We start from the raw sequence: 5,187 nt of genomic DNA, 5'->3' as shown, positions 1-5,187 counted from the left end.
GTCGAGCTCTCTGTTGGGTTCGCGTCGAACTTCCGGTTTCCACCCTGACGAGACCCACCGACGGTCCAGACAAATGTCGCCGTTGGGTCAAAAGCGCTGGTTGGGCCGAATGTCCGGCTTCATGATGGGGTCGCGTGTTCGAGTCACGCAAGCGGCACCAGTTTTCCTTGCATTTCCAGCCCTGTACCACTTTGTCGGCGCATCTCGGCCATTGTCGGGAATCGCTGTTGGTGGGAAACTCCCGGCGTCAGCATGGGAGGTCGAAATGCCTAATAGTTTCAAGACCGGAGACGTCGTCAGGCTGAAATCCGGAGGCCCGGACATGACGGTGAGCGATGGCGCCGCCTCGGGCACTTATCTGTGCCACTGGTTCAACCGCGAAGGCGATGTCTGGACCCCGCAACATGCAGGCTTCAAGCCGGACCAGTTAGTGGTGGTCACCGAACGCAAATAGTTTCCGCCCCCTGAAGGCTACTGCCCAGCGCTTCCGGAAACCGCCAGTCTCGTAGGCGGAACGACCGACGGATTTTCACTATTGCCGCGTTTAACGGCTGAAGCATGGCCGCCAATGGTCGCGCGCAACCGGAGACGAGAGCATGATCCGCCGTTCGACAATAGAGCGTTTCACCGTTTCAATGAAACGGCGATCCGCTCTATCTCTTTGTTTTTACGCAATTCCTGACGGAAAACCGTTTCACACTTTTCCTGGAATTGCTCTTGTCGTAGCCCTTGGCCTGCAGGCCGCCGCCGCGACTGCCCAGACAACGACGCCAACCCCCGCACCGGCGCAACTGGCGCCAAGCGCGCCCACCCCCGCCGCCGCCAAGCCCGGCACCACGCTGGAAAAGTTCGAGGCGCGCCGGGAAAAGGCTTTCATGCGAGCCGACACCGACGGCGACGGCAAGGTCAGCCTCGCCGAGTGGACGGCGTTCCAGACCGAGCGCAAGGCCAAGGGCGACCCGGCCAGATCCTTCGCGCGGATGGACGCCAACACGGACGGATTCGTCGACAAGGCGGAACTCGACGCCTTTCTCGCCAAGCGCTTCGCCAGGCTCGACAAGAATGGCGACGGCATGCTCGGCGTCGACGAGAGGCCGGGCCACAAAACCGCTCCCAACCAGGAGCAATGACCGAGAGGTTATGCAGCACGATGATCATTGGGAGCGCCCCGGCTGATGGGCGCCGATCCGGACGAGGAACTGGTACGGCGCATCGGTGCCGGCGATGCGGCCGCAGTGCAGGCGATGGTGGCGCGCAAGCTGCCGCGCGTGCTTTCGCTCGCCACCCGCATGCTCGGCGACGCGGCCGAGGCCGAGGACGTCGCCCAGGAGACCTTCGTGCGCATCTGGCGCCACGCCTCCGGCTGGCGGCAGGGGCACACGCGTTTCGACACTTGGATCCACCGTGTGGCGCTCAACCTCTGTTACGACCGGCTGCGGCGGCGCCGCGAGTGGACGACGGACGAGCTGCCGGAGGTGGCCGATGAAGCGCCGCTTCCCGACGCCGGGGACGAAGGCCTGCGCGTGCAGCAGGCGCTGCAACGCATCGCGCCGCGCCAGCGTGAGGCGATCGTGCTCGTCTATTATCAGGAGATGTCCAACATCGAGGCCGCCGGCGCCATGCAGGTCAGCGTCGACGCGCTGGAAAGCCTGCTCGCGCGGGGTCGTCGCGCGCTGCAGGCTATGCTCATCGGAGGTGACGGCGATGATTGAGACAGCGAAGCACCTGGCGGTTCCTGGGGCATTCTCGATCCTCGGGGCGTGGGGGGCCACGTCAAAACCGTGGAAGGGGGAACGACATGGCTGAGGAAAGAAAGGCTGCAGATGGGTCAATGGATGCCAAGCGCTTTGCCGCACTGGCGGAGGCTTATGGCAGCGCCCTGCATCGCTGGCCGCGGGCCGAGCAGGCTGCCGCCGCGCTGTTTGCCGAAAGCGAAGAGGGCCGCGCAATCCTAGCGAGCGCCGGCAGGCTCGACGCCATCCTCGACCGTCATCATGTCGAAGCCCCAAGCCCGGCGCTGCATGGCGAGATTGTCGCGAGAGCCACCACGCAACTCAGGCAAGGACGTCATCGCCGGTTCTGGTGGCTGGGTTTCGGGCTCGCCGGCGTTGGTCTCGCTGGTGCCGTGGCCGGGCTGGCGCTGGTCACCGTCGTCACTCCAGATGCCCCGTCCGACCGCTATGTGATGGATGCCAACGCAACGTCGTTCGGCGATGCCGGTCCCGACGCCGACACGGAGGACCTATGAACGCTCGTCTTTTCGCGGCTTCGCTGGTGCTGAACGTCTTTCTGATCGGCGCTGTTGCCGGCGGCGCCGGCTGGCTGATCGGCCGTTCCGGCGTGGGCTATTCGCTGGAATCGGCCGGCGGGCAGCTTCCCGCCAACGACCGCAAGGCATTCCGCCAGGCGCTGCGCGAGGTTCGTCGCGAATTCCGCGCGGTCATACTCGACGGGCAGCAGGCACGGCGCGAGGCGGCAAACCTCCTGCAGCAGCCGACGCTCGACGCCAACGCTCTGGCCGCCGCCCTGGAGCGGGCGCGCAATGCCGACGCCACCATCCGCAGCCGGCTGGAACAGCGCATCGTCGAATTCGCCGCGTCGAGCTCGCCGGAAGACCGTAAGCTGCTGGCCGACGCCCTGCTGCGCCATGTCGGCAGGCAGCGGCCGATCCCGCCAAAAAATACGCCATAGGCAGCGACGGAAACCGCAAGCCGCCTCCGTTCAAGGGAAAGAGGGACAAGCCTGCCGCGAGAATGCGGGCAGGTTCGTTTCAACCTCGAGAAATTTCGGGAGTATCCCATGAACGGTCTGACGAAATATTCGCTCGCTGCCGCCCTTGCCGTCGGCGGGACGGTCGCGGCAAGTGCGGCTTCCGCAATGCCGATGGCGCCGGTTGCAGCACCTGCAATTGTCGAGCATGTGGCCTGGGCTGCGGCCCCGGATGGCATCCCAACCGCTGGGGGCGCTGCGTCCCCAATCGCCGCGTGATCTATCCGGGCTATTGGGGCGGATCGCGCGTCTATATCGGCCCGGCCTGGCATCCCTGGCACCGCTATCACTACTGGCGCCGCTGGTAAGCCGCCTGCCGGTCTCATGATGCCGGCACCGGCATCATGAGACCCTTTCGGCCGTTAGCACATGCCGCCGACGCGACCTGCGCCGGCCCACGTTACGGAGGCTGCGTTGGCCCTATCCGTTTCAAATGCCGCTCCGCTCGATCCAGCCCTGGTTGCGCTCAACCGATTTGGGCTCGGCGCGAGACCCGGCGACGATCTCGGCAAGATCGCGGCCGACGCGCGCGGCTATCTCAGGGCCGAGCTCAAGCAGCAGGATATCGCGCTTGTCTCGGCCGACGATTCAAAGAATGCCGGGTTGTTGGATGGCACCGCCGTGATCCACGGCCAGCATGGCCGCCGCCGCGGAGCGCAAGGCGGCGCGGGACGAGAAGGCGGCGCTCGTCATGCAACCTGCAACAGACACCGCGGACAACCCGACAGACGCAAAAGAGAAGCCGGTCGTGCCGCCGGTCGAGGCCGATATCTACAGAGACGAGGCGCAAGCCCGTTTCGACAAGGCACTCGGTGCCGCGCCCGGCTTTGTCGAACGGCTGGTCGGCTTCTGGTCGAACCATTTCTGCGTCTCGGTCGCCAAGGCCCAGATCGTGCGGGCCTGTGCCGGCGCCTTCGAACGCGAAGCGGTCCGCCCCTTCGTGCTCGGCCGCTTTACCGACATGCTGCTGGCGGTCGAGCATCACCCGGCGATGCTGTTCTATCTCGACAACCAGCAGTCGATGGGGCCGGACTCCCGCGCCGGCAAAAGGCGCGGCCGCGGCCTCAACGAGAACCTCGCCCGCGAGATCCTGGAACTGCACACGCTGGGGGTCGGCAGCGACTACAGCCAGGCCGACGTCACCAGCTTCGCCGGCATGCTGACCGGCTGGACGATCGCGGGACGGAAAGGGCGCTTGGGCGAACCCGGCACGTTCGTCTTCAACGCCAATGCGCATCAGCCGGGCGAGGCGGTGCTGCTCGGCAAGACCTATCGGTCCGGCGGCATGGACCAAGCCGAGGCCGCGCTCAACGACATCGCCCGCCACCCGGCGACCGCGCAGCACATTGCCACCAAGCTCGCGCGTCATTTCATCGCCGACGATCCTCTTCCGGTCGCAGTCGACCATCTTGCCGAAATCTTCACCAAGACGGACGGCGACCTGCGCGCGCTGGCGCTTTCCCTGATCGATCTGCCGGAAGCCTGGTCGATGCCGCTCACCAAGCTGCGCTCGCCCTTCGACTATGTGGTGGCGGTCCGGCGAGCGGTCGGCCCTGCCGCCGGCAACGAGCCGCAACGGACGCTTCGCTGGCTAAGGGCCTTGGGCGAGCCGCTCTGGCAACCGCCCGGGCCGAACGGCTTTTCCGACCGGACCGACAATTGGGCTTCGGCCGAGGGCCTGAAGACGCGCCTCGATATCGCCTGGCAGGCTGCGAAGCAGGCGGACGATGTCGGCAATCCCGACGACATGCTTTCCACAATGATCGGCGCGTCCGCCTCTGCCGAGACGCGAGAGGCGATCGCGCGCGCCGAATCCAAACAGCAGGGCCTGGCGCTGCTGCTGATGGCGCCGGAATTCCAGCGCCGGTGAACAACAACGGAGAAGCGGCCATGAGCCTTCTTTGTGAAACGCCGAACCCATCCCGTCGCGCTGTGCTGATGATCGGCGGCGCGCTGTTTGCCTGGGCCTATCTGCCGCGTTTCGCGCGCGCCGCCGGCAATCGCGATCCGCGCCTGATCGTCATCGTGCTGCGCGGCGCGCTGGACGGCCTGTCGACGATCGGCCCGGTCGGCGACCCCGACTATGCCGGCCTGCATGGCGACATCGCGCTTTCGCTCTCGGGCGCCAATCCGGCGCTGCTGCTCGACGGCTTCTTCGCGGTCAATCCGGCCATGCCGGTGTTCGCGCGGCTGTTCAGGGCGGGCCAGGCGGCGGCGGTGCATGCCGCCGCGACCGGGTATCGCGACCGCTCGCATTTCGACGGCCAGGACGTGCTGGAAAGCGGCCTGCCCGGCCCCGGCAACGCCACCACCGGATGGCTCAACCGGGCGCTGGCCAGCCTGCCGACCGGCGACCGCGTGGCGAAGGCCGGCGGACTGGCGGTCGGACCGTCGACGCCGCTGGTGATCCGCGGCGCC

General features: G+C 66.6%; 7 protein-coding genes and 1 pseudogene. All 8 read left to right on the top strand.

From position 1 onward, the window contains the following. Positions 1–265: 265 nt before the first annotated feature. Positions 266–454 (top strand): YodC family protein, encoded by a 189-nt coding sequence (locus tag AU465_RS33545; protein ID WP_192257351.1) that lies wholly within the window; start codon positions 266–268, stop codon positions 452–454. A 142-nt stretch (positions 455–596) separates the two neighbouring features. Next, positions 597–1,130 carry an EF-hand domain-containing protein gene (locus tag AU465_RS37305; protein ID WP_312891348.1) on the top strand — a complete coding sequence of 178 codons (534 nt, stop codon included), beginning with the start codon at positions 597–599 and terminating at the stop codon, positions 1,128–1,130. Between the two features lie 45 nt (positions 1,131–1,175). Further along, positions 1,176–1,712, top strand: coding sequence for an RNA polymerase sigma factor (locus AU465_RS33535; protein WP_192257350.1), 537 nt, complete (start codon positions 1,176–1,178; stop codon positions 1,710–1,712). An 86-nt stretch (positions 1,713–1,798) separates the two neighbouring features. Continuing rightward, entirely contained in the window at positions 1,799–2,248 is a 450-nt protein-coding gene (locus AU465_RS33530; protein ID WP_192257349.1) for a hypothetical protein, read from the top strand. Continuing rightward, positions 2,245–2,691, top strand: a complete 447-nt coding sequence (locus AU465_RS33525) for a periplasmic heavy metal sensor (protein WP_192257348.1) — start codon at positions 2,245–2,247, stop codon at positions 2,689–2,691. Before AU465_RS33530 ends, AU465_RS33525 begins: the two co-directional genes overlap by 4 nt. A gap of 108 nt (positions 2,692–2,799) precedes the next feature. Beyond that, positions 2,800–3,077, top strand: a pseudogene (locus AU465_RS33520) (GCG_CRPN prefix-to-repeats domain-containing protein). A gap of 329 nt (positions 3,078–3,406) precedes the next feature. Beyond that, positions 3,407–4,639 (top strand): DUF1800 domain-containing protein, encoded by a 1,233-nt coding sequence (locus AU465_RS33515; protein WP_246506665.1) that lies wholly within the window; start codon positions 3,407–3,409, stop codon positions 4,637–4,639. 20 nt (positions 4,640–4,659) lie between these two features. After that, the coding region (locus AU465_RS33510) for a DUF1501 domain-containing protein (protein ID WP_192257347.1) at positions 4,660–5,187 on the top strand (528 nt) is incomplete at its 3' end.

The sequence above is a fragment of the Mesorhizobium silamurunense genome (assembly GCF_014843905.1).
Classification (GTDB): domain Bacteria; phylum Pseudomonadota; class Alphaproteobacteria; order Rhizobiales; family Rhizobiaceae; genus Mesorhizobium; species Mesorhizobium silamurunense.
The sequence above is the reverse complement of the archived record's forward strand: the minus strand, read 5'-3'. Positions and strand labels throughout refer to the sequence as shown.

Bases quoted from the DNA above. Each gene is read 5' to 3' on its own strand.
- AU465_RS33545 (WP_192257351.1), top strand. From the start codon at position 266: ATGCCTAATAGTTTCAAGACCGGAGACGTCGTCAGGCTGAAATCCGGA.
- AU465_RS37305 (WP_312891348.1), top strand. From the start codon at position 597: ATGATCCGCCGTTCGACAATAGAGCGTTTCACCGTTTCAATGAAACGG.
- AU465_RS33535 (WP_192257350.1), top strand. From the start codon at position 1,176: ATGGGCGCCGATCCGGACGAGGAACTGGTACGGCGCATCGGTGCCGGC.
- AU465_RS33530 (WP_192257349.1), top strand. From the start codon at position 1,799: ATGGCTGAGGAAAGAAAGGCTGCAGATGGGTCAATGGATGCCAAGCGC.
- AU465_RS33525 (WP_192257348.1), top strand. From the start codon at position 2,245: ATGAACGCTCGTCTTTTCGCGGCTTCGCTGGTGCTGAACGTCTTTCTG.
- AU465_RS33515 (WP_246506665.1), top strand. From the start codon at position 3,407: ATGGCCGCCGCCGCGGAGCGCAAGGCGGCGCGGGACGAGAAGGCGGCG.